Here is a 25,394-nt window from a genome sequence, read left to right on the forward strand (position 1 = left end):
CGCTCCACAGGCTTGGCCGCCGAAGCGCGTCGCGCTGAAACGAATTCGTGCGACGCGCTTCAGGTCTTTGTTTTTATGCATGTCGTTCTCCCAAAACCGAGGGTCACTTTCGGGCGACATGCATTGGCGCCTTGCGGACAATCAGCCGAACACCAGCAATTCCTCGAAATGCTTCATGTCGCGGAAAGCGCAGAAGGCGGGCGGCTTGATCTCGATCACCGGCGCCTGCCTTGCGAAAAGCGCCAGGCAATCGTCGAACAGCGCCTCCCACGCCGCTGCCCCGTCATCCGCAAGACGCTGGATCTGATAGGCGAAGGTGATGTGGAAGACGTACGTGTCGTGATCGGGGTGCCGGTAGCCGAAAGGCACCGCCAGCGCATCGCGCCATTGACGCATGATGCGCACATCCTCGTCCGTGGCGCCGGCAACGGTGAGACCGGTCGGCACGACTTCGACCACCTTGATGTTGAACGGGCCGAAGCCTTTGAACCCCTTCAAGCGTTCCAGATAAAGGCGGGTCATGGCGTCGATGCCGGTGTCGAGCGGTACGTCATGCGGCCAGTAGGGCAAGCGGCGGCGATATTCGATAATGCCCTGGAACAGCGTCATGTGCAGGCTGGAGACGGGCGTGAAGGCGAGCCGGTCGGCGTCGGGCATCGCCAGCATCTTCTCGCGCACCGCAAGCACCACGGCCTTGGACGGCGAACCGCCGACGAGATGACTGACGACGGTGTTGCCGGGCTCGGTCAGGAAATTGCCTGAGGTGTCGTAGCGCGTGCCGAGATGTACTGGCGGCATCGGATTGGAGCCGGCAAAGAATCCGGCAAGCGAGGGTCTGACGGTGTCGAGCATGGCGATCTCCTTGGGGGAGATGGCGTCCTGTCCGAGTCCTGTGTCAGAGATGTGAACAGGCTCCCCTGATGACGATGACGTGAGGAACTATCCCTCGTATTTCTCCAGGAATGCCTCGGCCGAAAGCTCGCGAAAATCATCGAGCGAAGCACGCAGCCTGGCGTGGTCCCAGTCCCACCAGGCAAGGGCCTGGTAGCGTTCGGCGGTGCGGCGGTCGAAGCGCTCGCGGATCGGCTTGGCAGGCACGCCGGCGACGATGGTGTAGGGCGCGACATCCTTCGACACAACCGCGCCGGCGCCGACTGCCGCGCCATCGCCGACGGTGACGCCGGGCAGGACGGTCGAGCCGTGGCCGAGCCAGGTGTCGTGACCGATGGTGACGCGCTTGGCGCGGCGCTGGGCGAAGAATTCGCTCTCGTGCTCGGCGTCGTCCCAATAGTCCGAGGCGCGGTAAGTGAAGTGGTGCAGCGTCGGCCGCCAGGTCGGGTGATTGGTGGCATTGAGGCGCACGCTTGCCGCGATGTTGGCAAACTTGCCGATCGTCGCGCACCAGACGGCGCAATCCTGCATCATGTAGGAATAGTCGCCGAGTTCAGATTCCGAAACTCGGCTGCGGTCGGCGATCTCCGTCCAGCGGCCAAGGGTCGAATTGTGCACCTCCGCCGTCGGGTGGACCAACGGCGTTTCCGACAGTTTCCTGGTCATGCCGCGAGTTTTCCCGGAGCGAAGGCGGTGACGTCGATGATGCGGTCGGCCACCGCCTCGCGCACGTCATGGTCGTGGAAGATGCCGAGCAGGGCAACGCCCGCCGCCTTCTTGGCAGCGATGAGTTGGATCACCACGTCGCGGTTGGTGGCGTCGAGCGAGGCGGTCGGCTCGTCGAGCAGCAGGATCGGGTGCTCGGTGATGAAGCCGCGCGCGATGTTGACGCGCTGCTGCTCACCACCGGAGAAGGTTGCTGGCGGCAGAGCCCAGAGTTTTTCCGGCAGGTTAAGCTGCGCAAGCAGGGCGCGTGCCTTGCCTCTGGCGGTCTCGCGCTCCTCGCCGCGCTCGACCAGCGGTTCGGCGACGACGTCGAGCGCCGAGACGCGCGGCACGGTGCGCAGGAACTGGCTGACATAGCCGATCGTTTGCCGGCGAACGGCAAGCACGGTACGCGGGCTGGCATGGGCGAGATCGATCAGTCCATCCTCGTGCCTGACGATGATCTGGCCCTCGTCGACAGCATAGTTGCCGTAGAGCATTTTCAGGATCGAGCTCTTGCCGGCGCCGGACGGGCCGCCGAGCACGGTGCATTCGCCCGCCTTGATCGAGAACGAGACACCGGCGACGACCGGCAGCTTGATGCCGTCGCGCAGATGCATGGTGAAGCTCTTGGCGACGTCGGAAACAACGAGGGGCGTCGGCATCAGAAGGTTCTCCAATTGTCGTTCGTTTGCGGGGCGCCGCCCCCCTCTGCCTTGCCAGGCATCTCCCCCTCAAGGGGGGAGATCAGCAGCGTCTCTGCCTCGCTTTTTCTGCTACGTCGAAGTCTGGCGAAACCGGCAACGACAGCTAATCTCCCCCCTTGAGGGGGAGATGGCCGGCAGGTCAGAGGGGGGTGACTTGGCGCCATCATCAAACCTGAAGAATCGAGGAAACGAGAAGCTGCGTGTAGGGCGCGCGCGGGTCGTCGAGCACGCGGTCGGTGAGGCCGCTTTCGACGACGCGGCCGTCCTTCATCACCATCATGCGCTGGGACAGCAGGCGCGCCACGGCGAGATCGTGTGTGACGACGATGGCCGCGAGGCCGAGATCGGTGACCAGCCCGCGCAACAGGTCGAGCAGGCGCGCCTGCACCGAGACGTCGAGGCCGCCGGTCGGCTCGTCCATGAACACCAGCCGTGGACCGGTGACGAGGTTGCGGGCGATCTGCAGGCGCTGGCGCATGCCACCGGAGAAGGCGCGCGGCTCGTCGTCGATGCGGTCCTGCTCGATCTCGACGCGCGACAGCCAGTCGACGGCCGTGGCGCGGATCTTGCCATAGTTGCGGTCGCCGACCGCCATCAGCCGCTCGCCGACATTGGCCCCGGCCGACACCGTCATGCGCAGGCCGTCGGCCGGGTTCTGGTGGACAAAGCCCCAGTCGGTGCGCATCAGGAAGCGGCGCTCGGCCTCGCTCATGCGGTAGAGCTCGCGGAACTGGCCGTCGCGCATGCGGTAGCTGGCGGTGCCGGAAGACGGCAGGAGCCGCGTCGACAGGCAGTTGAGCAGCGTCGTCTTGCCGGAACCGGATTCGCCAACCACTGCCAGGACTTCGCCCGGCCACAGGTCGAAGGAAACGTTGTCGCAGCCGACGCGCGAGCCGTAGAATTTGGAGAGCGCCGAGACGCGCAGCAGCGGTTCGTCGGTCATTGTGCCGGCTCCATGTTTTCTGGGGCAGAATGATTTTCGGGGGCAAGATGGCCGCGATGGCCATCTGCCCGCCGCTTCTCGCAGTGGTCGGTGTCGGAGCAGACGAACATGTGGCCGCCATGGTCGTCGAGAATGACCTCGTCGAGATAGACATTCTCGGCCGCGCACAGTGCACACGGCTGGTCGAAGGTCTGCACCTCGAACGGATGGTCCTCGAAGTCGAGGCTGACGACATCGGTGAAGGGCGGCACCGCGTAGATACGTTTTTCGCGGCCGGCGCCGAACAGCTGTAGCGCGGGCGAGCGGTGCATCTTGGGATTGTCGAATTTCGGCGTCGGCGAGGGGTCCATCACATAGCGGCCCTCGACCTTGACCGGATAGGCATAGGTGGTGGCGATGCGGCCGTGCTTGGCGATGTCCTCGTAGAGCTTGACATGCATGAGACCGTACTCTTCCAGCGCATGCATCTTGCGCGTCTCGGTCTCGCGCGGTTCGAGGAAGCGCAGCGGCTCGGGGATCGGCACCTGGTAGACCAGCACCTGGCCCGCAGTGAGCGGATGTTCGGGGATGCGGTGGCGGGTCTGGATGATGGTGGCGCTGGCGGTGTCGGTGGTGACAGCGACGTTGGCGACCTTCTTGAAGAAGGCGCGGATGGAGACCGCGTTGGTGGTGTCGTCGGCGCCCTGGTCGATGACCTTCAGCACATCGTCGGGGCCGATGATCGAGGCGGTGACCTGGACGCCGCCAGTGCCCCAGCCATAAGGCATCGGCATTTCGCGCGAGGCGAACGGCACCTGATAGCCGGGGATGGCGATGCCCTTGAGGATCGCCCGGCGGATCATCCGCTTGGTCTGTTCGTCGAGATAAGCAAAGTTGTAGGTGGTGATGTCGGTCATGGCGATCACATCCACATTGTGCTATTGATTTGACGTCCAGGACGCGGAACTAGGGGCGAATTCCGATGACCCAAGACGGTTGGATACATCTCGGAATTCTGCTGGTGGTGTTCGCTGGCGCGGTGCTGTTTTTCCTTCGACGGATGGTTCTGCCAGCACCGAAGGAAGGCGCTACAGGCGAGACCGTTGCCGGCAGCCGTGGCTACAATGGAGGGTATGGCGGCGGCCATTTCCCCGACGGTGGGCATGGCGGCGTAGGCAACTAGGGTCATTCCGCGGCCTCCAATCCCCTGGCGTAGCGCGCCAGCCGCTCATTGAGCGTGCCGGTGTGCAGTTCGAACATGTGGTTGTCGTCATCGTAGAAATAGATCGAGCGACCTTCACCCTCGACACGTGGGCGTGGTGGGCGCATGTCTAGGCCTAGCCTGCCGACGCGTTCGGCGTAGTGGTCGAAATCGGCGTCGTCGATCTTGAAGGCGATGTGGTTGTAGCTGCGCTCCGGCAGCGCCTCGCCTTGCATGATGGCGATCCAGATGTCGCCGATCAGGAAGAATTTTTCGCGCGACAGCGAGAACTGCTCGGCATCGCTGGCATAGACCTCGCGCGCGTCGAAGACGCCCTTGAGGATGGCAGTCATCCGGTCGAGATCCCTGACGATGAAGGTCATGTGGGACAGGCCTTCGATCATTCCGCGCCCTCCCGCTTTTCTTCCACCCTGGTGGGGTTTTCGCGTGCCTCGTATTCGGCGCGCATGCGCCGCACTAGGTCGAGTTCGGCCTGGAAGTCCACATAGTGCGGAAGCTTCAGGTGCTCGACGAAGCCGGTCGCCTGGACATTGTCGGAATGCGAGATGACGAACTCTTCGTCCTGGGCGGCGGCGACAATGTCCTCGCCGAGCTCGGAGGCGCGCAGGGCGCGGTCGCACAGCGCCATGGCCATCGCCTTGCGCTCGCTCTGGCCGAAGACTAGGCCGTAGCCGCGGGTGAATTGCGGCGGCGCCTTGGCCGAACCCTTGAACTGGTTGACCATCTGGCATTCGGTGACGCGGACCTTGCCGAGTGGCGCGGCGAAGGGCAGTTCGGGGACGTCGAGTTCCAGCTCGACCTCGCCGATGCGGATTTCGCCGACGAAGGGGTGGTTGCGGGCATAGCCGCGCTGGGTGGAATAGCCGAGCGCCAGCAGAAAACCCTCGTCGCCGCGCGACAGCGCCTGCAAGCGGATGTCGCGCGCCATCGGGAATTCCAGCGGCTCGCGGGTGATGTCGCCGGGCACATGATCCCCAGGCATCTCGCCATCCGGTTCGATCAGGCCCTCGCGGGCGAGGATCGCCGAGACGCGCGGCATGGCCTGGGCCTCCGTCTCGCGCTGCAAGGGTTCGGCGACATCGGCGCCGGCGGCAAGTTCGGGATCGAGCAGCCGGTGCGTGTAGTCGAAGGTCGGCCCGAGAAGCTGGCCGCCGGGCAGGTCCTTGTAGGTCGCCGAGACGCGCCGTTCGACCAGCATGGCGCCGGTGTCGATCGGCTTGGTGTAGCCGAAGCGCGGCAGCGTGGTGCGATAGGCGCGCACCAGGAAGATCGCCTCGATCATGTCGCCGCGCGCCTGGACGATGGCGAGTGCCGCGAGTTCCCGGTCGTAGAGCGAGCCTTCGCTCATCACCCGGTCGACGCCGAGCGCCAGCTGCTCGACGATCTGGTCGAGGCGCAGCGCCGGCACCGAACGGTCGCCGCGCCGGCGGTCGGCAAGCAGGCTGTGGGCGTTGGCGATTGCGGCTTCGCCGCCTTTTACCGCGACATACATCTTCAAGCCTCCATCGTCTTGATGCGCGTGGTGCGCGGCAGGCAGGCTATGCCTTCCGGCGTAGCGAGGATGATGTCGACGCCGCGTGGAAAGCGCTGGATGTTCTGCTTCCACTGCTCGATGAAGTGACGCGGCATCTGCGCCGGGGCGATCGTGGCGCTGGCTTCGATGCCTGGGCCTTCGAGCAACAGCGGAACGCCGGAGGTCAGATCGCCGACCTGCAGGATCAGGGTGGTCGACCTATCGGGATAATCCTGCGTTCCCTGCGAAAAGCCGTCGAGCGCCATCATCTCGGCAGGCGTGGCGACAAAGGCGAAATGCGCGTCGGCAGGCGTGTTGGCGAGTGGCGCGCCGGTGTGGAAGCCAAGCCATGAGCCGATCGCGGCGGAGGTGTGCAAGGCGGGGTCGAGCCAGAGCGGCGTGTCGTTGTCGCACAGCGCCAATGCCACGGCGCCAGCAGTTCCCGAGAGCGGCGCGGGTGGGCGGGCCAAGGCCGGCAAAGGCTGCACGCTGCCCGGCCGCGCCATCGCGTCCATCACCGCGCGAAACACCGTCTGGGCGTTGAAGACCGGATCGGCGAAGCCGCCCTCGATCGATTGCGCTGCGATATCCATCAGTCTTCTCCGCGAACCATGGTGAAGAAATCCACCTTCGTTGCCGCCGTCTCGGCGCGACGTTTTTCCTGGGCGGTGGCGAGCGCCGACCGCAAAGGCGCGATCAGCCTGGTCTCCACCTCGGCGCGGCGGGCTGGGTCCTGCCAGAGCGCGTCGGCTATTGCCGCCAGCTTCGCCTTCTGCTTGTCGCGGCCAAGCGCGTAGCAATGGCCGACCTGTCCCGACGGCAGCCGGACGGTGGCGCGGGTGACGGTCGCCTCGCCGACATTGAAGGGTGCGCCGCCGCCGCCGATGCGGCCGCGCAGCGTCACCAGCCCGGTCTCGGGACCGCGCAGCAGTTCGGCCTGCGAAGGCAGGCCGGCCTCATTCCAGAGCCGGACGATGTCGTCACCGCTCGATTGCGCCAGCGTCGCCATGGCGGCCTTGCGTTCGGCCTGGTCGCGGGCTTCCTGTCCTCGCATCGGCAGCATTCCTCTTTGTTAAATTCCTCTTTGTTAAATTTGTCTATTGATATAGACAATTATACAAATTATACATACTACGTAGCGCGAGTCCATGACGGGTGGATGACAGGGGATAGAAGGCTGGGGCAAATCATGATCGGGCGACAGGAAGCCGACAGCATCGAGCGGCGCAGCGGCGTCTCGCTATGGCGGCAGATTGCCGATAGGATCCTGCAGGCGATCGCCACCGGCGATTTCGCCGAGAATGCCGCGCTGCCGCCAGAGGTGGTGCTGGCCGAGCGCTATGGCGTCAACCGCCACACGGTGCGCAGCGCCATATCGGCGCTTGTGCAGGAAGGCGTGCTGCGGGCGGAGCAGGGGCGCGGCACCTTCGTCTTGTCGCGCAAGCGGCTATCCTATCCGATCGGCGCGCGCACGCGGTTTTCGACAGGCCTGCAAGGGCAGACCTCGGAACGGCACATCGTGCTGCTTGCCTCATCGGTCGAGCCGGCCAGCCCGCGCGTCGCCGAGGGCCTCGGATTAACCAGGGGGACCGAGGTGATCAGGCTGGAGACACGCGGCGAAGCCGATGGACGGGCTGTGTCGCGCGCTGCCGCTTGGTTCGAGGCCAGGCGCTTTGCCGGCATCGACAAGGCGATGGCCGAGACCGGCTCGATCACCGCGTCGCTGGCCCGCTTCGGCATCGACGACTATCTCAGGCAATCGACCGTGCTGTCGGCGCGCCATGCCGATGCGGCCGATCTTGCCGACCTCGACCTGCAGCCAGGTGCCATCGTGCTGGTGACGGTGGCGGTCAACGTCACGCCGGACGGCCAGCCGATCCAGTTTTCCGACTCGCGCTTTCCGGCGGAGCGGGTGGAGCTGAGGCTGTCGGCGCTGTAGGGGGGCGGCGGCCGGCTACCCCACCTCGATCACAGCCTTGATCAGGCCGGACTTTTCGTGCGCCCAGCGCGCGAGATCGCTCGGCGTGCCGGCCAGCGTTGTGCGGTGGGTGACGAGCTTGGCCATGGGCACGGCGCCGTTGCGGATCGAGGCGGCGACGTGGTCGAAATCGGCCTTGAGCGCATTGCGGCTGCCGACCAGCGTCATTTCACGCTTGTGGAATTCCGGGTCGGAAAAGGTAATGTCGTCCTTGACGACGCTGACCAGCACCAGCGTCCCGCCATGCGCGACATGGGCGAAGGCCGATTGCACCGACTGGGTGTTGCCGGTGGCGTCGAAGACCACGTCGAAGCCTTCGCCTGATGTCGCCTCCCTGACCAGGTCGGGCACCGCTCCGCGCGAGCCGTCGAGCACACTGAAACCAAGTTCGTTTTCGGCGAAGGCAAGGCGTTCACTGCTCATGTCGAGCAGCGTCACGTCGAGGCCGGCAATGCGGGCGAAGATGGCGTTGCCGAGCCCGATCGGGCCGGCGCCGATGACCAGCGCACGGGCGCCTGGATCGGCGCGCGAGCGCCGCACGGCATGCGCGCCGATGGCCAGGAATTCGACGGCGGCGGCGTCGGCCAGCGACAGGCCATTGGCCGGATAGAGATTTTGCGCCGGGACAAGGATATGTTCGCACATGGCGCCGTCGCGATGGACGCCGAGTACCTCGATCTTGACGCAGCAATTCGGTTTGCCGTGCCGACAGGCGATGCATTTGCCGCAGGAGAGATAGGGGTTGATGACGACCGGTTCGCCAATGGCAAGATCGACACCGTCACCGGTCTCGACGATCGTTCCCGACACTTCATGGCCCATGATGCGGGGGTAGGCGAGAAACGGGTGCTTGCCCTCGAAAATGTGGTAGTCGGTGCCGCAGATGCCGACATGGCTGACCGCGACCAGCGCCCAGCCGGCTGATGGCGAACCGGGTGCGGGGCGGTCTTCCAGGACAAGGTCGCCGGGCGAGCGGCAAACGACGGCTTTCATGCTTCAATCCAGTCAAGGTTTATGAAATCGCCGGCCCGTCATGACAGGCCGGCGATCGATCTCGGTGGTGATCACTTGCCGCCGCGGCGGCGCAGGCCGTCGAAGTAGACGATGACGATGATCAGCACGCCGGTGATGATGCGCTGCCAGAAGGCGTTGACGTTGAGCAGGTTGGCGCCGTTGTTGATGGTCGCCAGAATGAAGGCGCCGAGCAGCGGGCCGTGCACCGAGCCGACCGCACCGAACAGCGAGGTGCCGCCGATCACCGAGGACGCGATCGCCTGCAGTTCCCAGCCCTCGGCCTGGGTCGGGTTGCCGATGCCGATGCGCGAAGCCAGAAGCACGCCGACAAAAGCCGCGCACAGGCCCGACAGCGTGTAGGCCATGTAGATGGTGCGCTGGACATTGACGCCCGAGAGGCGCGAGGCTTCGGCGTTGGAGCCGACCGAGAAGAGGTAGCGGCCCCAACGGCTGTGATGCAGGAAGATATAGGCCGGAATGCCGACCAGGATCACCATCCAGAACAGATTGGGCACGCCGAGGAAGGAGTTGCGCGAGAACTCCTGGAAGGCATCGTTGTTGATCGAGATCGAGTTGCCGTTGGTCATCAGAAGGCCGATGCCGCGTAGCGAGGTCAGCGTCGCCAGCGTGATGATGAAGGGCGGCAGGCCCATCTTGACGATGCCGAAGCCGTGAAACAGGCCGATGGCAACGCCGACCAGCAAGGTGAGGAGGATGGCGAGGAAGACGGGCACCCCGGCATTGATCAGCATCGCCGCGATGACGGTGGCAAAACCGACCACCGCGCCGACGGACAGATCGATGCCGCCGGTGATGATGACGAAGGTCTGGCCGACCGCCAGGATGGCGATCATCGAACCCTGACGCAGAAGGTTCGAGATGTTGTTGGCCGAGGCGAAGCTCGATGTCGACAGCGACAGGATGACCCAGAGCAGCACCAGCAGCGCCAGCAGCGTCAGCCCGAACAGGGCGTTGTAATTGCGCTTGGGTTTTTCGGCAGGAATCGCCTCGGTGCTCATGTCTTTCCTCCCAGCTTTTCTTGTTTCTCGGCGAGCGCCTGTGTGAGAATTTCCTCGTGATCGGCGGTGCGGAAGCCGTGTGTCGCCACCAGCTTGCCGCGGCGGAACACATGCAGCGTGTCGGCCAGCTCATAGACTTCCGGCAGATAGGACGAGATCAGGATGATGCCGGCGCCCTTCGACAAGAGTGCGCCGAACAGGCGGTAGATCTCAGCCTTGGTGCCGACATCGACGCCGACCGTCGGCTCGTCGAAGATGAACAGCTTGGCGCCATGCGCCAGCCATTTGCCGATGACGATCTTCTGCTGATTGCCGCCCGACAGGCTGGAGGCCAGCGCATTGCGTGTCGGCGTCTTGATGCGCAGATCCGCGATCTGGCGGTCGGCCTGGGTCTTTTCCTGCGTGCCGGAGATCAACAGGTTCTTGGAAATGCGCTTGTAGATCGGCAGGTTGAGATTGAGCCCGACCGGCAAATTGAGGCAGAGGCCCTGGTCGCGGCGGCTTTCCGGCGCCAGCGCCATGCCGAGCTTGATCGCGTCATGTTCGGAATTGATCTGAACCGGCTTGCCCTCCCACAGGATCTGGCCAGCCGACTTCTTATGACGCCCATAGAGGGTGGTGACGAACTCGCTACGTCCGGCGCCGATCAGCCCGTAGAGCCCGACGATCTCGCCAGCGCGGACCGTCATCGAGACATTTTCGAAACCCTTGCCCGAGAGGTTCCTGGCCTCGACGATCACGGCTCCCGGCGTGAAGTGCTCCTTGTGATAGACCTGCTCGATCGAGCGGTTGATCATCATCTTGACCAGTTCGGCATCGTTGGTCTCGGCAATGTTCCTGGTGCCGACCAGCGTGCCGTCGCGCAGCACGGAGACGCGATCGGCGAGCTCGAAGACTTCCTCCATGCGATGGCTGATGTAGATGATCGTCACGCCTTCGCCCTTCAGCCGGCGGATCAGCGTGAAAAGCTGGTCTGCCTCCTTGCGGGTGAGGTAGGCGGTCGGCTCATCGAAGATCAGGAATTTGGTGCCGCGCACGGTGGCGCGGGCGGCGGCGATCAACTGCTGCTGGCCGATGGTAAGGTCGCCGAGCACGACATGCGCCGGCAGGTCGAAGCCGAGATCGTCGATGATCTTCTGCGCTTCCTTGACCATGGCGCGCTGCTGCAGGATGCCGAAACGCGAATTCTCCTCGCCGAGGAACATGTTGGCGGCGACGGTCAAATGACGGCAGAGCACGACTTCCTGATGCACGGCATTGATGCCGAGCGCCATCGCCTCATGCGGGGTTGCCAGCGCCGCCGGCTTGCCTTCCCAGATGACATCGCCTGATGTGCGCGGCATGACGCCGGTCAGAAGCTTGATCAGGGTGGATTTGCCGGCACCGTTTTCGCCGACGATGGCGTGGATTTCGCCGGACTTGAAAGCCAGTGTCACCGGCTTCAGCGCATGGGTGCCGGGATATTTCTTCTCGAGGCCGCGCAGTTCGAGGATCGTCCTGCCGGGCTCCAGCACGGGGGCAGGGTGCAGGTCTTGCGCCGTCGATGTCATGACAATCCTCCCAGATTGGCCTCCCAGATTGGCCTCACGATTTGGCGCGCGGCGAGGCTTTGAAATGCCCGCAAGAGCAACCTAGCCCAGCTTGGCGGATTTCCAAGCGATATGGCTGTCGTTTCCGGGGCACGAGGCCCCGGAAACGAGTACGGCTACGCGAAGGCTCAGTTGAGCTTCGGGTTGAGCAGCGCGTCGATCTTGGGTTCCTTCATGTTGGCCTTGGTGACGAGGTTGGCACCGGTGTCGACATTGGCCTCGACCTTCTCGCCCTTCGAAGCGGCGAGCGCGGTCTTGATGCCGTCATAGCCCATCCGATAGGGATCCTGGACGACGAGGCCGGAAATGACGCCGTCATTCAGGAACTTGATCAGCTTCTCGTCGCTATCGAAGCCGATCAGCCCGACCTTACCGGCAAGATTGTTCTCGGCGATCGCCTGACCGACGCCCTGCGCCATGATCAGGTTGGAGGCGAAGATGCCCTTCAGGTCCGGATTGGCGGTGATCAGGTCAGTCGCGATGTTGAGGCCGGTGGTGGCCTGGCCGTCGGCATATTTGTCGGCGACCAGTTCGAGGCCGGGATATTTGGCCTTGAGCTGTTCCTTGAAGCCCTGGGCGCGCTGCTCGAGCGAGCCGGCGCCGGGCAGCGCGGTGATCAGGGCTACCTTGCCTTCGACCTTGCCGCCATTGGCCGCACCGATGGCCGCTGCAAGACCGTCCGCGGCGACGCGGCCGCCCTGGACGTTGTCGGTGGTCAGGAACGAGGTAAAGGCCTTGGAGTCGGCGCTGGAGTCGATGCCGATCACCTTGACCTTGCTTGCTGCCTCGTCGATCGGCTTGCCGAGCGCCTTGGCTTCGGTCGGCGCGATGACGACGGCGGCCGGGTTGCCGGCGACGGCGTTCTCGAGGATGGAGATCTGGCCGTTGACGTCGGTTTCAGCCTGGGCGCCGAGCTCCGGCACGTTGACGCCGAGATCCTTGCCGGCCTTGCGGGCGCCAGCGAGCACGATCTGCCAGTAGAAGGACGTTGTGTCCTTGACGATGATCGGAATGGTCACGTCCGCCGCCGAAACCGGCGCCGAATGCATGACGCCGGCGAGCATCGAGGCTGCTGCCAGAGCCATCACGGCGCGGCGGTTGAGAATGCTGGTCACGAATTTCATAGGATTCCTCCCTAAGTCGCCTGGTGAACGTTACGGAAGCTCCGTTCGGATAGGCGTGGCCCAAACAGAACTTTATCAATAAAAAACATTTACGCTGTTTTGATAGTGCATCGATCTGGACGATGCAAGCGGTGTTTCGCGCCTGACCTCCCATGGCGGGCACAGACTCATGCCGCTCCTCCCTGGACGCAGCCAACGCTCCCGTTCCGTTCCGTAAACACATGGAATATTAATTCCATGTGTTAGTCAATATGGAACATTCATTCTTTCTTCCAGGGCGGGCCTTTCCCGCCAAGGCCCATAGTGCCGCTTTCACGCCAGCTCCTGCACCACCGTGTAGGGACGATATTTCTGGTATTCCGTCTCCGGGATGTCGACGTCGAGCAGTTCGAGGTTGCGCGTCAGATTCGCCAGTTTGGCGGTGCCGGTCAGCACAGTGGCGACCGTCGGCTCGTACAGAGGAAACTGGAAGGCGGCGGCGGCCAGCGGGTAGTCGCCTTCGCCGGCGATCTTCTCCATGGCGTCGACCCGGTCGAGCATATCGCGGCTGGCGGGCAGGTAGTCGAAATGCGCGCCTTGCACCGGCCCGGTCGCCAATATGCCGGAGTTGAACACGCCGCCGATCACCAGTGACGTCTGCTGCGCCCGGCACAGCGGCAGCAGTTCGGCTTCGGCGCTGCGGTCGAGCAAGGAATAGCGGCTGGCGAGCAGGATGCAGTCGAGCGGCGCCCGGCGCATCACATCTAGGCAGATCTGGACTTCGTTGACGCCGAGCCCATAGGCGGAAATCGTGCCGGCCCGCTTCAGCTCCTCGAGCGCCTTGAGCCCGCCATCCATCAGCTGGCGAAAGTGCAGCTTGGTCTTCTCGACGCCATGCGTGTAGACGCCGATGTCGTGCACATAGAGGATGTCGATCTTGTTCAGCCCAAGCCGCGCATAGCTGAAATCGACCGAGCGCATGATGCCGTCATAGGAGTAGTCGTAGTCGAGCGCGAAGGGCAGCGGATCGACATAGGAATGATCGGGCACCTTGTCTTCCGGCACCGGGCGAAACAGACGTCCGACCTTGGTGGACAGCACGTAGGAATCGCGCGGCTTGTAGCGCAGGAAGTCGCCGAAACGCCGCTCCGACAGGCCGAAACCATAGAAGGGCGCGGTGTCGAAATAGCGCAAGCCCGCCTCCCAGGCGCCTTGCAGTGTCTCCATCGCCGCCTCGCGCGAACAGGCGCGGTAGAGGCCGCCGATCGCGGCACCCCCGAAGCTGACCTCGGTGACCTCGAGCGCCGTCTTGCCGATGCGGCGTTTTTCCATGCAAACCCTCCCCGTTGCCGGGCGCTGTCCAGCCCGGCAGTTCTACCACATATGCGTTGAATTCAGAGCGTCGCGCCGAGGTGCCAGGGCACGAACTCGTTGTCGCCGTAGCCGAAATCCTCGCTCTTGGTCTTACGGCCGGAAGCCGTCTCGACGATCAGTTCGAAAATCTCGCGGCCCATGCCCGCGATGGTCTTTTCGCCCGAGGCGATGACGCCGCAATTGACGTCCATGTCCTCTTCCATCTGGTGATACATGGTCGAGTTGGTGGCGACCTTGATCGACGGCGTCGGCCGGCAGCCGAAGCAGGAGCCGCGGCCGGTGGTGAAGACAATGACATTGGCGCCGCCCGCGACCTGGCCGGTGGCCGAGACCGGGTCGTAACCGGGCGTGTCCATGAACACCAGTCCGTTGCCGGTGACCTTCTCGGCATAGCCGAAGACGCCATTGAGCGGTGTCTGGCCGCCCTTGGCGACCGCGCCCAGCGACTTTTCCAGGATGGTGGTGAGGCCGCCGCGCTTGTTGCCGGGCGAGGGGTTGTTGTCGATCGAGGCGCCATGCTTGGCGACGTGATCTTCCCACCACTTCACATAGCCGTCGAGCTTCTTGGCGATCTCGGGCGTCGCCGCGCGGTAGGCAAGCAGGTGCTCGGCGCCGTAGATTTCCGTGGTCTCGGAGAGGATGCCGATGCCGCCGACGCCGGCCAGTATGTCGACAGCCGCGCCCAGCGCCGGATTGGCGGTGATGCCCGACATGCCGTCGGAGCCGCCGCATTGCAGGCCGACAACGATCTCTGAGACCGGGATCGGCTCGCGCTTCAACTGGCCGACTTCCTCGGCGATCTCGGCCAGCACGCCCATCGCCTTTTCCACCGATTTGCGCGATCCGCCGGCGTCCTGGATGTTGAAATGGCGTTTGCCGGCAGCCGCACCTTTCTGGCCGTAGAGGGTGAGCTGGTTGACCTCGCATCCCAGGCCGACCATCAGCACGCCGCCGAAATTCGGGTGGCGGGCATAGCCGGCGAGCGTGCGGTGCAGCACCATCATGCCGTCGCCAGTAGCGCTCATGCCGCAGCCCTGGCCGTGGACGATGGGCACGAAGCCGTCGATACCAGGATATTTCGGCAGCAAGGTCCGGTTGGCGGTGTCGGCGATGGAATGGCAGACCGTGGCCGAGCAATTGACGCTGGCGATGATGCCGATGAAGTTGCGCGTGCCGGCGCGGCCGTCGGCGCGGCGATAACCCATGAAGGTGCGGGCGCGGTCGGCCTCCGTCGCGTGCTCGGCCTCGCTCGGCGGCACCACCGGCAGGCGGCCGGCCTCGAACACCAGATTGTGCGAATGAACGTGTTCGCCCGGCGCGATGTCCTGCGTGGCGCGGCCGATCGCCTGGGCGTATTTGACCACGGCCTCGCCGGCGGCGATCGGCTTGATCGCCACCTTGTGGCCGGGCTCGATGATTGCGGTGGCAAGCGCGCCGCCCGGCAGAGCAGTGCCGATCTCGATGCGGCCATTGGCAACGGCGACATTGTCGGCGGGGGACAGAAGAATGGTGTTCGAGACGTTCACGGGCGGTTTCCTGGGTGATCCTGGGATGCGCTGATTGACACGCGCCTGTTAAGAGTTAATGTCTTTTATCGTGAAAAAACAGTTTTGCGTCAATTGTTTTTTCGCGGGCGTTCCGCGTGCCCCGGGTGTGTGGTGGCGCTGCAACCGATGAACCGGACCCCGGCGAAAGCGATTCCTGCTTTTCAGGGTCACGGGAACGTCATATTGCGCTTCAAGCCGGCCGCCGCAAGCACCGGCATGATTGGGTCAGGGGATGTCGAAGAGCAACAACGTCTACAAGGACGCCTACAACAGGTGCCTCAGGCTGCTCGACGAAACGCGCAGCCTGCCGTCGGAACCGGAACTGGGCACACTGCTCGGCGTCAGCCGCACTACCGTGCGCAGCATCCTGGCGCGCATGGAGGAAACCGGGCTGATCGCCTGGAACAAACGCGCCAAGACGGTGCTGCGCGACCCGCGCTCCGACGATTTCTTCCCCGAGGAAGAGACAGACACGCTGGCTGAGATCATCGAGCGCTCATTCATGCGGCGCCTGCTCGCCGGCGGCGCCGAGGCCGGCATGCAGATCAACGAGCTCGAACTGGCGCGCGAGATCGGCGTCGGCACCACCAGCGTGCGCGAGTTCCTGATCCGCTTCTCGCGCTTCGGCCTGATCGAGAAACGCCGCAACAGCCATTGGGTGCTGAAGGGCTTTACCCGGGCCTTCGCGCTCGAACTGACCGAGATCCGCGAAATGTTCGAACTGCGCTCGGCTGCTGCCTTCGCCGCACTGCCGCAGGACAGCCCGGTCTGGGCCGATCTGGACCGCCTAGAGGACGAACATCGCCAGCTGGCCCGCGAGATCGCCACGCGCTTCAACGCGTTTTCCGAGCTGGACGAGCGCTTCCACCGGCTCATCCACCGCGCCTCTCGCAACCGCTTTATCGTCGATTTCTACGACGTCATCGCCATGATCTTCCATTACCACTACCAGTGGAACAAGGCGCAGGAGCGCGAGCGCAACGAAGTCGCGGTCGGCGAGCACCTTGCCTATATCGAGGCGCTCAAATCGCGCGACCTCGGCAAGGTCGACGCGGCCTGCCGCAAGCACCTGAAATCGGCGCGCCAGACGCTTTTGACCTCGATCCCCGAAAGCCGTCCGCCGCAAAAATCCTGAGCCGCGTTGCCGCAGCATCGAATTGGCGATTTTCGACCTGCCGCTGCCATGATACGTATCCTTCCAGGAATTGCTTGAAGAGGCAGATGGCTTGAACCGCCGGGGGAGACGCTGGAGCATGCCGGCCGCGCTTGTCGCGGCCTACCTGCTGCTGCTCCAGTCGACGCTCGGCGCGTTCGCCTTCGGCACCGGCCCGAATGCCGCGCAACTCGACGCTTTCGGCAACGTCATCTGTACCCGCGACGGCGCCACCCAGCTTCCCGGCGGCGACCAGCACCCGTCCCATCTGCCGGCCTGCTGCGCGCTTGGCTGCAGCATGTTTTCATCGGCCTTCGCGCCGCCGCCCGATGCCGGGCTGGCCTTGGGCAGCCTGTCCGTTGAAACGGTCGCCTTGGTCTTTCCGTCGAGCATTCATCTCGATCTCGCGCGCGAACGCTCGCCGTCGAACCCGCGCGCGCCGCCGCCGGCGGCCTGAGCCTTTTTGCCCGTCGGAACCTTTCGCGGGCGCACCCATCCAAAGATCAAACGGCTCGCGACCGGCAACGGCGCGATCATCACTTCATGGAGCAACCATGTCCCATTCTTCCCCCACAGCGATAGGCACGCTGTTCAGCCGCATTCTGTCCCGCTTCCAGGAGCATCTCGGCATTGTCACGCTGGCTTTCGCGATCATGCTCGTCGGCGCCCAGTCCGTCTTGGCGCATGAGTTCAAGGTCGGCGATATCGAGATCGGCCATCCCTGGTCTCGCGCCACGCCGGCCGGCGCCAAGGTGGCCGGCGGCTATTTTAGCATTACAAACAACGGCAGCGCACCGGACCGGCTGCTGTCGATTTCCTCCGACATCTCGGACAAGGCCGAACTGCATGAGATGGGTGTCAAGGACGGCGTCATGACCATGCGGCCCGTTGTCGGCGGCCTGGAGATTCCAGCCGGCGGCAAGGTCGTTTTGGGTCCCGGCAGCTATCATGTGATGTTCATGGATTTGAAGCAGCCACCCAAGCAAGGCGAGATGTTCGCCGCCACGCTGACCTTCGAAAAGGCCGGGACGGTGACGATCAAATTCGCCGTGCAGGCCATGGGTAGCGCGGCGCCTCAAGAAGACAACGACTGAACCGGCCGTCGTACCGATCAAGATTCTAGAGGGACCATCATGAACAAGTATTTTCTGTCGGCCGCAGCGCTTCTGGTGCTGGGGACAAATGCCGCCTTTGCGCACATCACGCTCGAAACCCAGGAAGCGGCGGTCGGCTCGACCTACAAGGCCGTGCTGCGCGTGCCGCATGGTTGCGACGGCAAGGCGACGACCGCTGTGCGCGTGCAGATTCCGGAAGGGGTGATCGCGGTGAAGCCGATGCCGAAGCCGGGCTGGACGCTGCAGGCCAAGAAGGGCAAATATGAAAAATCCTATCAGCTCTATGGCCAGGCGGTGACCGACGGCGTCAAGGAAGTCGACTGGAGCGGCGGCAATCTGCCCGATGAATTCTATGACGAGTTCGTCTTCCGCGCGACGCTGACGGCGGATCTGCCCATCGGCCAGAAACTCTATTTCCCTGTGGTGCAGGAATGCGGCGATGCCGTCGACCGCTGGATCGAAATCCCGGCGGCAGGGCAGGATGAAGACGCGCTCGAAAACCCGGCGCCCGGCATCAAGCTCACGCCGAAGAAATAACTTTCTCCCCTGGCGCGCTCTGCTTGCGGAGCGCGCCGCATCTCCGGGGCATGGCATGACCGCAGTATTTTCCCGAATGGTCGATACCAACAACAAGCTTATCGACTGGATCGCCGGCGGGCTGCTGGGCCTGCTCGTGGGGCTCATGGTCATGGCATCGACAGATCAGGCTTTTGCCCATGCCGCGCTGATCAAGACCGATCCGGCCGACGGTGCGGTCCTGGCGCAGGCTCCGACGCAATTCTCGCTGACCTTCAGCGAGCCGGTTTCGCCCTTGGTGCTGACGCTGGTGAAGCCTGACGGTACGCCGGTTGCGCTGACCTCCTTCCGCCTCACCGACCAGACGGTCGAGATCGACAATCCGCAAGCGCTCAAATCCGGCACGCATGTGCTGAGCTGGCGCGTCATTTCCGCCGACGGCCATCCGGTCGGTGGTTCGCTGCTGTTTTCCATCGGCGCGCCAAGCGAACCGCCCGCCGTGTCCGAAGCCGTCGACTGGCAGCTGCGGTCGGCTGTCTGGATCGGCAAGGTCTTGCTCTATATCGGCCTTTTCTTTGGGGTGGGCGGCGCTTTCGCCCTTGCCTGGCTGGGCGGCGAGGGACGAGCCGGTCAGCGCTTTGTCGCGACCGCGATCCTGTGCGGCCTGGTGGCGGCACCCTTGTCACTCGGCTTTCAGGGTCTCGACGCGCTCGGGGCGCCACTCTCCCATCTCGCGCAAGCGGTGATCTGGCGGACCGGGCTTGGCACCAGCTTCGGCTGGACGATGCTGGTCGCCCTGATCGCGCTGGGACTCGGTCTGCTGTCGCTGGCCGGACCGCGTGTGTTTGCAAGGCCATTTGCCCTTGCCGGCCTGGCTGGTGTCGGTGTCGCGCTGGCCGCCAGCGGCCATGCCAGCGCGGCCGAACCGCAATGGCTGACGCGACCGTTGGTGTTCGTGCATGGTGTCGGCATCGCCTTCTGGGCCGGTGCCCTGGTGCCGCTCGGTCTCGCGTTGAAGCGCCAAACGACCGGTGCCGTCGCTTTCCTGCGCCGTTTCTCCGCAGCGATCCTGCCTGTCGTGGCCGTGCTTGCCGTGGCTGGCATTGTGCTGGCCGTCATCCAGGTTCAGACGCCCTCGGCCTTGATCGGCACCGCCTATGGCCGGCTGCTGCTGGTCAAGCTGGCGCTGCTGGTCTTCCTGTTCACGCTGGCCGCGGTCAATCGCTGGAAACTCACGGCCTCCGCCGAGGCAGGGGCAACGGAGGTGCAGCGCAGGCTCACCCGCTCGATCGGCGTCGAGATGCTGATCGTGCTGGCAATCTTCGGCGTTGCCGCGGGCTGGCGCTTCACGCCGCCGCCACGGGCCCTGGCGATCGCGGCGGCACAGCCGGTTTCGGTCCATATCCACGCGCTGCAGGCGATGGCCGATCTCAGCATCACGCCGGGCCATGCCGGGCCTGTCGCCGCCTCGATGATCATCATGACCGGCGATTTCGGGCCGCTCGACGCCAAGGAAGTGACGCTGGTGCTGTCGAAACCGGATTCCGGCATCGAGCCCATGAAGCGCGCGGCGACCAAGCCCGGCGACGGCAGCTGGCGTGTCGACAACCTCGTCATCCCGGTTCCCGGCCGCTGGACGGTGCGTATCGATATCCTCGTCTCGGACTTCGACATGGTGAAGATAGAGGCGCCGATCGACATTCGCGCCGACTAAGGTATTCACCAGGATGGCTCCTTGGCGAAGAATGAGTGGAGTCCTAGCGCGAATATGCCAGATGGCTATGCTTTCGTTTTCCGCATGAGCTGCCGGTCGCCTTGTGCGGTTCGTTGGTTTTACTAATGCATTGAGATGTTCGGGATCGGGCGATGCCGCTGACGGAACGCTTTTCTTGGCAAAAAACAATTGAAGCAGCGGCCACATCAGCCCGATTTGTAGTGAAAGTATGTTGCGGTCTTCTGGTCTTTTTTCTTGTCTGCGGATGCGATCTCACAGGTAAATCAAGCTTGATGCAGCCGAGTTTGACCCGTGAGGAGCGCCTGAAGTTTGCCCTAGACTCCTTCTACAAAAGCCAATGTAAAAAGCAGTGGGCTGTGCTTTGGCCATTGGCGCGAGAAGGCGATGGCGAAGCTCTTTCAGAGCTGGCCTTTGAGCTTGAGCTAGGGCTCAAGATGCCGGCCTCGGATTCGGATATGAAAGGTGATTGGCATGATGCCAATGTGATTGTCATTGCAATCAACGGTGCGTCAAAACACCCTGACGGCAAACGCAATCTCAACTACGTCTTTGACCCTGCTCGATGGAACAAGGGCGATGTCACGGTTGTATCCATTCGTTCAGGCTCGATCAGTTATAGCTCAATCAAGCCTCCTCCTCCGGCTTCAATGACAAAGTTGAAAGATTGCCTTTCTCAGGCAAATTCCCCCGCTGCCGGCGATAGATGTGTCGCTCAGGCCATCGAATTGGGGCTCGTTCCAAGCTTTTCCGAATACAGCAAAGCCATGGACGCAGTCCTGGCCACGTACCGCCCGGAGAGCTGCACTCCTCGTCCCTGGTAAAAGGATAGTACCCGATGTCAGAACGTCACTCGACCTCTGGGGAAGTCGCGCCGGGCCGCTCCGTCTGACTGCCACACGTCGAACCTACGCCATATGTGCAATCGACAAGGCGTTGCCTGGTCACCAACGGACACTTCCCAACTCGGCTTGACCTCAGTCTCATGCAACCGGGACGCAACACAATTCGGCGAGGCGGTTGACGCGGCGCGAAAGGCCCGTCAATCATCCCGGCAAAATCGCGGGCTCCAACCAACAAGATCCGAAAGCAGGGAAGAAACGATGGAAAAAGCCGAAATCGGCCTGATCGGCCTTGGCACGATGGGTTCCAACCTGGCGCTGAACATCGCCGAACACGGGCACCGCATCGCCGTCTTCAACCGCACAAGGGCACGCACCGACGCTTTCGTCGAGAATGCCGGCGCGTTGAAGGACATGGTTGTCCCCTGCTACAGCCTGGAAGAACTTGCCGCCGCGATCCGACCGCCGCGTCCGATCATCATCATGGTGCTGGCCGGCAAGCCGGTCGATGAGCAGATCGAAGCCTTGCGGGGCGTATTATCCAACAACGACATCGTCATCGATGCCGGCAACGCCAATTTTCGCGATACGATGCGACGCTTCTCCGAACTGTCCGGCTCGGGCCTGACCTTCATCGGCATGGGTGTGTCCGGCGGCGAGGAGGGCGCGCGCCACGGCCCATCGATCATGGTCGGCGGCACCGAAGATAGCTGGAAGCGCGTCGAAAACGTGCTGACCGCGATCTCGGCTAAGTTCAAGGACGAGCCCTGCGCTGCATGGCTCGGCACCGATGGCGCCGGCCATTTCGTCAAGACCATCCACAACGGCATCGAATATGCCGACATGCAGATGATCGCCGAGATCTACGGCATCCTGCGTGATGGCCTGGGCATGGGGCCGAAAGAGATCGGCACGGTGTTTTCCAACTGGAACAAGGGCCGGCTCAATTCCTACCTGATCGAGATCACCGCCAAGGTGCTGGCCGCCGACGATCCGAAGACCGGCAAGCCGGTGGTCGACATCATCCTCGACCGCGCCGGCCAGAAGGGTACCGGCAAATGGTCGGTCATCGAGGCGCAGCAGCTCGGCATTCCGGCGACCGCGATCGAGGCGGCGGTGGCGGCACGCGTTCTGTCGTCGATCAAGGATGAGCGTCAGGCGGCGGAAAAGGCCTATGGCAACATCGGCGTGACGAAAATTTCCGGCGACAAGGATGCGTTGCTGCACGATCTCGAACTGGCGCTCTTCGCCGGCAAGATCGCGGCGTACGCGCAAGGTTTTGCGGTGATGAGCGGCGCCTCGAAGGAGTTCAACTGGAACCTGCCGATGCCGACCATCGCCAGGATCTGGCGCGCCGGCTGCATCATCCGCTCGCAAATGCTGGATACGATGGCCGAGGCGTTCAGCAGCGGCGGTGCATCGACCAATCTTTTGATGGCGCCGGCTTTCATCTCTTTGATGCAGGAGGCGCATCCGTCGCTGCGGCGTATCGTGGCGAGGGCTTCCGAGGCCGGTTCGCCGGTGCCTGCGCTGTCTTCGGCGCTTGCCTATTTCGACAGCTACCGCCAGGGCCGCGGCACCTCGAACCTGATCCAGGCGCAACGCGACTTCTTCGGTGCGCATGGTTTCGAACGCATCGGCGAACAGGGCGCATTCCACGGCCCGTGGGGCAGCGGCGCTGCCGGCTAATCCGTGGAGCGTTTGTAAGCCAGAACTTCGCTTGGCACGCTGAGACTTTGCAGCGAGCCGGGTGCTGCGCCGCCGATCCAGCCGAGCACCGAGCGGGCGAGCTCCGAGCCCGCCAGCCGGAAGTTCTCGTTGACGATCAGCAGTTCGGGCCGAAACAGATGCAAAAGGTCCGATGATTGCTTGGAGACGATGTCGACGTCACGGCCAAGTTTGAGGCCGGCATCCTCGATGCCGGCGACGAGCGCAAGCGTGGCGGCGGCGGCGCTGCTGACGAAGCCATCCGGCCTGATGTCGCGGCGCATCAGCTGTGCGGTCCTCGTCCTGATCTGCTCAATCGAATGGTCGATCGATACGGTGCTGAACGGGATTTCGCTGGCACCGACCTCGCTCAGCGCATCGGCAAAGCCGTCGACGGTATGGCCGTGATAGGTCAGTCCGACAGGCGGCGTCAGCAGAGCGAGCTTGCGGCGTCCCATGCTCGCAAGGCGCCGTACGGCTTCGACCGCGAAGGCATGATTGTCGAAATCATGATAGGGATGAACCAGCCCCATGTCGGTGCGGCCATGCGTGGCAAACGGAATGCCGTGCTCCAGCATATAGCGGGCCCTGGCATCATTCGGCTGCGTGCGTGAAATGATGACGCCATCGGCGGAACCGGTCTCGACCAGATAGCGTATGGGGTCGAGCGGATCCTGTGAACGCGAATAGGGCGTGACGATCAGGTGATAGGGCGTGTCGGCGAGCACTTCCGAAACACCATAGATGATGTCCGAGACGAAGCTCATGATCTCGCGCTCGGTGTTGAGCACAAGACTGATGACATTGGTCCTGCCGGTGCGCAGGCGCACGCCGGCACGGTTCGGCCGATAGCCGATCTGCTTGGCGACCAGCTGGACGCGGCGCCTGGTCTCGGCGCCGATCTCCGGGGCGTCCTTCAGGGCGCGCGATACGGTGGTCACGCCAAGCCCGGTCATGAAGGCAAGCGTCTTCAGCGTTGGCCGCTCCTTGGCCGACGTCTCGTCGCTCTTTTCCGTACGCCGTTTGTCCATTCGTCCCGCCCGTCAGGCGCATAGCAGTCGCAGGGCGGGTCGGCAATCGCCGCGATTTGCGGCATCGCACAATTTCAAGCCCGGCGAAGGTGGCAATATACTGAAACGTTACAGATTGCCAATCTCGATTGCCAGTCGGCGAATGGGCAGGCGGACACGGGGTCGTGATTTCTCTTGAGAATACAAGGCGAAGCGCTCCTCCAACGCTCCTTTTGCCGACTTCCGTGGCAGAACAGTTTGTTTTGCGCTGCGATGGCTCATATTGCGACGCACAACGAGATGTTTGGCAATGTATTTTATTCGCGGCTCGAAAAAATATCGAACGAGCCGCTTGCTCAGGGTTGCGTCGTCCCTGCAATTGCCTTATCCAAAATCTGTAACGTTTCAGATTCTGGGAGGAACCGAAATGCGATACAGGATTTTGACCGCTGCGCTGGCAGCATCGGCCGCGCTGCAGTTTGCCGGCCCGGCCAGGGCCGCGGACCTGGAAGTCATCCACTGGTGGACGTCGAAGGGCGAGTCGGCTGCGGTCTCGCAGTTCGCAAAGGCCTTCGACAATGACGGCCATGGCGACAAGTGGGTGGACAGCGCGATTGCTCTGGGCGAAACCGCCCGCTCGACCGTCATGCAGCGCGTCCTCGGCGGCGATCCGCCCGGTGCGGCCCAGTTCAATCCCGGTCGGCAGTACGAGGAACTGATTTCGGGCGGCAAGCTGCTCGACCTCACCGACATCGCGACCGCCGGCAAGTGGGATCAGGTCATTCGACCGAAGGCGATTGGCAGCGCCTGCCTGGTTGACGGCCACTGGTGGTGCGTTCCGGTCAACATTCACTCGAACTACTGGGCCTGGTACTCCAAGCCGGTGTTCGAGAAGGCCGGCGTGCCGGAGCCGAAGAGCCTGGCCGATTTCATCGCGGCCGCGCCGAAGATCAAGGAGGCCGGCTTCATTCCCTTCGCCATCGGCGGCGACGGAAACGGCTGGCAGATCCAGTTGCTCTTCCAGGATATGGTCACCGAGGCTCTCGGCGTCGCCAAGCGTGACGAGATGTATACCAAGAAAAGCGCCGAAATTGCAGGCGGCCCCGAGATGAAGGGCGTCTTCACGCAGTTGAGGGCGCTGAAGCAGTACACCGACAATGGCTACGCCAACCGCAACTGGAACGACACCACCAATCTGGTGATCACCGGCAAGGCCGGACTTCAGGTAATGGGCGACTGGGCGCGCGGCGAATTCGCGGCCGCCGGCATGACCGGCGTCAAGGATTTCGGCTGCATGATCGGCCTGAACGAGGCCAAGCCGGTGGTCAGCACCGACGGCGACATCATCGTCTTCTTCAAGCAGAACAATCCGGATGTCGAAGCAGCGCAGAAGCGTCTTGCCGCACTGCTCATCAGCCCGGAGGTGCAGGTCGCCTTCAACAATGCCAAGGGTTCCATGCCCGTGCGCGGCGATGTCGATATGTCGACGGCCGACCCATGCATGCAGAAGTCGCTGAAGGCGGTGGAAGACCCGGCCAACATCGTCACCGCGACGAACCGGTTCATCACCGAGAACACCAACCAGCAGCTCAATGAACTCGTCGCGCAATTCTTCGCCGACGACTCCATGACGGCTGACGACGCCACCGCGAAGTTCTCCACCATCATCGGCAATTCCGACTAGGAGCCGATCAGCATCCGAGGCGCCGCACTTGCAGCGGCGCCTCGGCCTAAC

The 25,394-nt window shown here is 63.5% G+C and carries 26 protein-coding genes; 10 read left to right on the plus strand and 16 right to left on the minus strand.

Annotated elements, in window-relative coordinates; translation table 11 throughout:
* Nucleotides 1–141: 141 nt before the first annotated feature.
* The 5 genes from JN279_RS09990 to JN279_RS10010 all read right to left on the minus strand — a co-directional run bounded on the left by JN279_RS09990 (nt 142) and on the right by JN279_RS10010 (nt 4,142).
* The gene (locus tag JN279_RS09990; RefSeq protein ID WP_096450356.1) at nt 142–852 is read right to left on the minus strand and encodes a DUF1868 domain-containing protein; all 711 of its coding nucleotides are present in this window, start codon (nt 850–852) and stop codon (nt 142–144) included.
* A gap of 87 nt (nt 853–939) precedes the next feature.
* Entirely contained in the window at nt 940–1,557 is a 618-nt protein-coding gene (locus tag JN279_RS09995) for a DapH/DapD/GlmU-related protein (protein ID WP_096450354.1), read from the minus strand.
* Complete coding sequence (gene phnL / locus JN279_RS10000) at nt 1,554–2,261, minus strand: phosphonate C-P lyase system protein PhnL (RefSeq protein WP_096450352.1); 708 nt, start codon at nt 2,259–2,261, stop codon at nt 1,554–1,556. The genes JN279_RS09995 and phnL overlap by 4 nt, the downstream gene beginning before the upstream one ends.
* Before the next feature lie 208 nt (nt 2,262–2,469).
* Nucleotides 2,470–3,246: a phosphonate C-P lyase system protein PhnK gene (gene phnK, locus JN279_RS10005; protein ID WP_135898898.1), complete on the minus strand. Its 777-nt coding sequence runs from the start codon at nt 3,244–3,246 to the stop codon at nt 2,470–2,472.
* Nucleotides 3,243–4,142, minus strand: coding sequence for an alpha-D-ribose 1-methylphosphonate 5-phosphate C-P-lyase PhnJ (locus JN279_RS10010; protein ID WP_096457932.1), 900 nt, complete (start codon nt 4,140–4,142; stop codon nt 3,243–3,245). The genes phnK and JN279_RS10010 overlap by 4 nt, the downstream gene beginning before the upstream one ends.
* 65 nt (nt 4,143–4,207) lie before the next feature.
* Between JN279_RS10010 and JN279_RS10015 the strand changes: the two genes are divergently transcribed.
* On the plus strand, nt 4,208–4,408 hold the full coding sequence (locus JN279_RS10015) for a hypothetical protein (RefSeq protein WP_096450347.1): 201 nt from the start codon (nt 4,208–4,210) through the stop codon (nt 4,406–4,408).
* 2 nt (nt 4,409–4,410) lie between these two features.
* Here JN279_RS10015 and fosX read toward each other — a convergent pair whose 3' ends face one another.
* Genes fosX through phnG form a run of 4 tightly spaced genes read right to left on the minus strand, consistent with a single transcriptional unit; the run spans nt 4,411 to nt 7,014 of the window.
* Complete coding sequence (gene fosX, locus JN279_RS10020; protein WP_096450345.1) at nt 4,411–4,830, minus strand: FosX/FosE/FosI family fosfomycin resistance hydrolase; 420 nt, start codon at nt 4,828–4,830, stop codon at nt 4,411–4,413.
* A complete protein-coding gene (locus JN279_RS10025; RefSeq protein ID WP_096450343.1) occupies nt 4,827–5,939 on the minus strand; it encodes a carbon-phosphorus lyase complex subunit PhnI in 1,113 nt (370 codons plus the stop codon). The genes fosX and JN279_RS10025 overlap by 4 nt, the downstream gene beginning before the upstream one ends.
* Nucleotides 5,940–5,941: 2 nt before the next feature.
* Nucleotides 5,942–6,553 carry a phosphonate C-P lyase system protein PhnH gene (phnH, locus tag JN279_RS10030; protein WP_096450341.1) on the minus strand — a complete coding sequence of 204 codons (612 nt, stop codon included), beginning with the start codon at nt 6,551–6,553 and terminating at the stop codon, nt 5,942–5,944.
* Nucleotides 6,553–7,014, minus strand: coding sequence for a phosphonate C-P lyase system protein PhnG (gene phnG, locus JN279_RS10035; RefSeq protein ID WP_096457929.1), 462 nt, complete (start codon nt 7,012–7,014; stop codon nt 6,553–6,555). Before phnG ends, phnH begins: the two co-directional genes overlap by 1 nt.
* 135 nt (nt 7,015–7,149) lie before the next feature.
* Between phnG and phnF the strand changes: the two genes are divergently transcribed.
* Nucleotides 7,150–7,899, plus strand: a complete 750-nt coding sequence (gene phnF, locus JN279_RS10040) for a phosphonate metabolism transcriptional regulator PhnF (protein ID WP_202352650.1) — start codon at nt 7,150–7,152, stop codon at nt 7,897–7,899.
* A 15-nt stretch (nt 7,900–7,914) separates the two neighbouring features.
* On the opposite strand, the gene JN279_RS10045 is transcribed toward phnF, so the two are convergent.
* From JN279_RS10045 to JN279_RS10070, 6 genes are all read right to left on the minus strand, one after another.
* Nucleotides 7,915–8,931, minus strand: a complete 1,017-nt coding sequence (locus JN279_RS10045; RefSeq protein ID WP_202352651.1) for a zinc-binding alcohol dehydrogenase family protein — start codon at nt 8,929–8,931, stop codon at nt 7,915–7,917.
* Between the two features lie 71 nt (nt 8,932–9,002).
* Complete coding sequence (locus tag JN279_RS10050) at nt 9,003–9,971, minus strand: ABC transporter permease (protein ID WP_095199576.1); 969 nt, start codon at nt 9,969–9,971, stop codon at nt 9,003–9,005.
* On the minus strand, nt 9,968–11,521 hold the full coding sequence (locus tag JN279_RS10055; RefSeq protein WP_096450337.1) for a sugar ABC transporter ATP-binding protein: 1,554 nt from the start codon (nt 11,519–11,521) through the stop codon (nt 9,968–9,970). The genes JN279_RS10050 and JN279_RS10055 overlap by 4 nt, the downstream gene beginning before the upstream one ends.
* A gap of 167 nt (nt 11,522–11,688) precedes the next feature.
* Entirely contained in the window at nt 11,689–12,684 is a 996-nt protein-coding gene (locus tag JN279_RS10060) for an ABC transporter substrate-binding protein (RefSeq protein ID WP_096450335.1), read from the minus strand.
* Between the two features lie 312 nt (nt 12,685–12,996).
* Complete coding sequence (locus JN279_RS10065; protein ID WP_096450333.1) at nt 12,997–13,995, minus strand: aldo/keto reductase; 999 nt, start codon at nt 13,993–13,995, stop codon at nt 12,997–12,999.
* A 62-nt stretch (nt 13,996–14,057) separates the two neighbouring features.
* Entirely contained in the window at nt 14,058–15,563 is a 1,506-nt protein-coding gene (locus tag JN279_RS10070; protein ID WP_202352652.1) for a UxaA family hydrolase, read from the minus strand.
* Between the two features lie 253 nt (nt 15,564–15,816).
* Between JN279_RS10070 and JN279_RS10075 the strand changes: the two genes are divergently transcribed.
* The 7 genes from JN279_RS10075 to gndA all read left to right on the plus strand — a co-directional run bounded on the left by JN279_RS10075 (nt 15,817) and on the right by gndA (nt 22,631).
* Nucleotides 15,817–16,719, plus strand: a complete 903-nt coding sequence (locus tag JN279_RS10075; protein WP_202352653.1) for a GntR family transcriptional regulator — start codon at nt 15,817–15,819, stop codon at nt 16,717–16,719.
* 118 nt (nt 16,720–16,837) lie between these two features.
* On the plus strand, nt 16,838–17,194 hold the full coding sequence (locus tag JN279_RS10080) for a DUF2946 family protein (RefSeq protein ID WP_202352654.1): 357 nt from the start codon (nt 16,838–16,840) through the stop codon (nt 17,192–17,194).
* A 97-nt stretch (nt 17,195–17,291) separates the two neighbouring features.
* Nucleotides 17,292–17,831 carry a copper chaperone PCu(A)C gene (locus JN279_RS10085; RefSeq protein WP_096450325.1) on the plus strand — a complete coding sequence of 180 codons (540 nt, stop codon included), beginning with the start codon at nt 17,292–17,294 and terminating at the stop codon, nt 17,829–17,831.
* 39 nt (nt 17,832–17,870) lie between these two features.
* Nucleotides 17,871–18,389 (plus strand): YcnI family copper-binding membrane protein, encoded by a 519-nt coding sequence (locus JN279_RS10090; protein ID WP_202352655.1) that lies wholly within the window; start codon nt 17,871–17,873, stop codon nt 18,387–18,389.
* Between the two features lie 76 nt (nt 18,390–18,465).
* The gene (locus tag JN279_RS10095; protein WP_202353682.1) at nt 18,466–20,082 is read left to right on the plus strand and encodes a copper resistance CopC/CopD family protein; all 1,617 of its coding nucleotides are present in this window, start codon (nt 18,466–18,468) and stop codon (nt 20,080–20,082) included.
* A gap of 152 nt (nt 20,083–20,234) precedes the next feature.
* A complete protein-coding gene (locus JN279_RS10100; RefSeq protein ID WP_202352656.1) occupies nt 20,235–20,924 on the plus strand; it encodes a hypothetical protein in 690 nt (229 codons plus the stop codon).
* 279 nt (nt 20,925–21,203) lie between these two features.
* Nucleotides 21,204–22,631: an NADP-dependent phosphogluconate dehydrogenase gene (gndA, locus tag JN279_RS10105; RefSeq protein WP_202352657.1), complete on the plus strand. Its 1,428-nt coding sequence runs from the start codon at nt 21,204–21,206 to the stop codon at nt 22,629–22,631.
* Here the strand turns inward: gndA and JN279_RS10110 are convergent.
* Nucleotides 22,628–23,680 carry a LacI family DNA-binding transcriptional regulator gene (locus JN279_RS10110; protein WP_202352658.1) on the minus strand — a complete coding sequence of 351 codons (1,053 nt, stop codon included), beginning with the start codon at nt 23,678–23,680 and terminating at the stop codon, nt 22,628–22,630. The two genes, gndA and JN279_RS10110, sit on opposite strands and share 4 nt — an antisense overlap.
* 406 nt (nt 23,681–24,086) lie before the next feature.
* Here JN279_RS10110 and JN279_RS10115 point away from each other — a divergent pair, with 406 nt between their 5' ends.
* Entirely contained in the window at nt 24,087–25,343 is a 1,257-nt protein-coding gene (locus tag JN279_RS10115) for an ABC transporter substrate-binding protein (RefSeq protein WP_202352659.1), read from the plus strand.
* The last annotated feature ends 51 nt before the right edge of the window (nt 25,344–25,394 follow it).

Origin of the sequence: Mesorhizobium sp. 113-1-2, assembly GCF_016756475.1 — a bacterium.
Classification (GTDB): Bacteria; Pseudomonadota; Alphaproteobacteria; order Rhizobiales; family Rhizobiaceae; genus Mesorhizobium; species Mesorhizobium loti_C.

Bases quoted from the DNA above. Each gene is read 5' to 3' on its own strand.
- JN279_RS10025 (WP_096450343.1), bottom strand. From the start codon at position 5,939: ATGTATGTCGCGGTAAAAGGCGGCGAAGCCGCAATCGCCAACGCCCAC.
- JN279_RS10015 (WP_096450347.1), top strand. From the start codon at position 4,208: ATGACCCAAGACGGTTGGATACATCTCGGAATTCTGCTGGTGGTGTTC.
- phnF (WP_202352650.1), top strand. From the start codon at position 7,150: ATGATCGGGCGACAGGAAGCCGACAGCATCGAGCGGCGCAGCGGCGTC.
- JN279_RS09995 (WP_096450354.1), bottom strand. From the start codon at position 1,557: ATGACCAGGAAACTGTCGGAAACGCCGTTGGTCCACCCGACGGCGGAG.
- JN279_RS10060 (WP_096450335.1), bottom strand. From the start codon at position 12,684: ATGAAATTCGTGACCAGCATTCTCAACCGCCGCGCCGTGATGGCTCTG.
- JN279_RS10075 (WP_202352653.1), top strand. From the start codon at position 15,817: ATGTCGAAGAGCAACAACGTCTACAAGGACGCCTACAACAGGTGCCTC.
- JN279_RS10050 (WP_095199576.1), bottom strand. From the start codon at position 9,971: ATGAGCACCGAGGCGATTCCTGCCGAAAAACCCAAGCGCAATTACAAC.
- JN279_RS10065 (WP_096450333.1), bottom strand. From the start codon at position 13,995: ATGGAAAAACGCCGCATCGGCAAGACGGCGCTCGAGGTCACCGAGGTC.
- gndA (WP_202352657.1), top strand. From the start codon at position 21,204: ATGGAAAAAGCCGAAATCGGCCTGATCGGCCTTGGCACGATGGGTTCC.
- JN279_RS10085 (WP_096450325.1), top strand. From the start codon at position 17,292: ATGTCCCATTCTTCCCCCACAGCGATAGGCACGCTGTTCAGCCGCATT.
- JN279_RS09990 (WP_096450356.1), bottom strand. From the start codon at position 852: ATGCTCGACACCGTCAGACCCTCGCTTGCCGGATTCTTTGCCGGCTCC.
- JN279_RS10095 (WP_202353682.1), top strand. From the start codon at position 18,466: ATGGTCGATACCAACAACAAGCTTATCGACTGGATCGCCGGCGGGCTG.
- JN279_RS10100 (WP_202352656.1), top strand. From the start codon at position 20,235: ATGCCGCTGACGGAACGCTTTTCTTGGCAAAAAACAATTGAAGCAGCG.
- JN279_RS10080 (WP_202352654.1), top strand. From the start codon at position 16,838: ATGCCGGCCGCGCTTGTCGCGGCCTACCTGCTGCTGCTCCAGTCGACG.
- JN279_RS10115 (WP_202352659.1), top strand. From the start codon at position 24,087: ATGCGATACAGGATTTTGACCGCTGCGCTGGCAGCATCGGCCGCGCTG.
- phnK (WP_135898898.1), bottom strand. From the start codon at position 3,246: ATGACCGACGAACCGCTGCTGCGCGTCTCGGCGCTCTCCAAATTCTAC.
- JN279_RS10010 (WP_096457932.1), bottom strand. From the start codon at position 4,142: ATGACCGACATCACCACCTACAACTTTGCTTATCTCGACGAACAGACC.
- JN279_RS10055 (WP_096450337.1), bottom strand. From the start codon at position 11,521: ATGACATCGACGGCGCAAGACCTGCACCCTGCCCCCGTGCTGGAGCCC.
- phnH (WP_096450341.1), bottom strand. From the start codon at position 6,553: ATGGATATCGCAGCGCAATCGATCGAGGGCGGCTTCGCCGATCCGGTC.
- phnG (WP_096457929.1), bottom strand. From the start codon at position 7,014: ATGCGAGGACAGGAAGCCCGCGACCAGGCCGAACGCAAGGCCGCCATG.
- JN279_RS10090 (WP_202352655.1), top strand. From the start codon at position 17,871: ATGAACAAGTATTTTCTGTCGGCCGCAGCGCTTCTGGTGCTGGGGACA.
- phnL (WP_096450352.1), bottom strand. From the start codon at position 2,261: ATGCCGACGCCCCTCGTTGTTTCCGACGTCGCCAAGAGCTTCACCATG.
- fosX (WP_096450345.1), bottom strand. From the start codon at position 4,830: ATGATCGAAGGCCTGTCCCACATGACCTTCATCGTCAGGGATCTCGAC.
- JN279_RS10045 (WP_202352651.1), bottom strand. From the start codon at position 8,931: ATGAAAGCCGTCGTTTGCCGCTCGCCCGGCGACCTTGTCCTGGAAGAC.
- JN279_RS10110 (WP_202352658.1), bottom strand. From the start codon at position 23,680: ATGGACAAACGGCGTACGGAAAAGAGCGACGAGACGTCGGCCAAGGAG.